This window comes from Paraburkholderia humisilvae (assembly GCF_902859855.1).
Lineage (GTDB): Bacteria > Pseudomonadota > Gammaproteobacteria > Burkholderiales > Burkholderiaceae > Paraburkholderia > Paraburkholderia humisilvae.
The window spans coordinates 1-555 of the sequence record NZ_CADIKH010000492.1; the positions used below are offsets into that span (position 1 = coordinate 1).

The window sequence follows — 555 nt, forward strand, 5'->3', positions numbered from 1 at the left end:
ACTGGATGAGTTCCAGGACCCGGCTGTCCGCAATTCGCCCGGCCACTCTCGCAAGAAGGGGTAGGTGTGGAATCGAGTCAAAATAACTTTGCAGGTCGGCATCGACCACCCGGCAGTAGCCGGCTTTCACATGCCGGTCCACCTCGCGCAGCGCATCTTTGCAGCCTAAACCCGGACGAAAGCCGTAGCTTCGCGGCTCGAACTCATGTTCAAAGATCGGCTCGATTACCAGCTTCAGGGCCGCTTGAACTACGCGGTCTTTTACGACGGGGATACCGAGCGGGCGGCGTCCTTTACCTTTCGGAATGTAGACGCGCCGCACCGGCTGAGGGCGATAGCTGCCATCCTGCAACGCATGCGCCTGTTCAGCAAGATAGCGGTCCCGCGCTTGCGCGAATCGCTTCACGCTCATGCGGTCCACTCCCGCTGCCCCGGCGTTCTTCTTGACCTGAGCCCACCCCAGCGCGAGCGTGTCCAGGCGAAATACCTTGTCGATCAAACTATGCCATTTACCTCCCTTAACTCCGTTTTGTAGAGCAGCCAACATAGCGTCCG

The 555-nt window shown here is 59.3% G+C and carries 1 protein-coding gene; it reads right to left on the bottom strand.

What is annotated here, in order from left to right; all coding sequences use genetic code 11:
* Positions 1–499 (bottom strand): reverse transcriptase domain-containing protein (locus HV796_RS43200; RefSeq protein ID WP_246356417.1); only part of this gene is annotated, 499 nt, incomplete at its 3' end.
* Between the last annotated feature and the right edge of the window lie 56 nt (positions 500–555).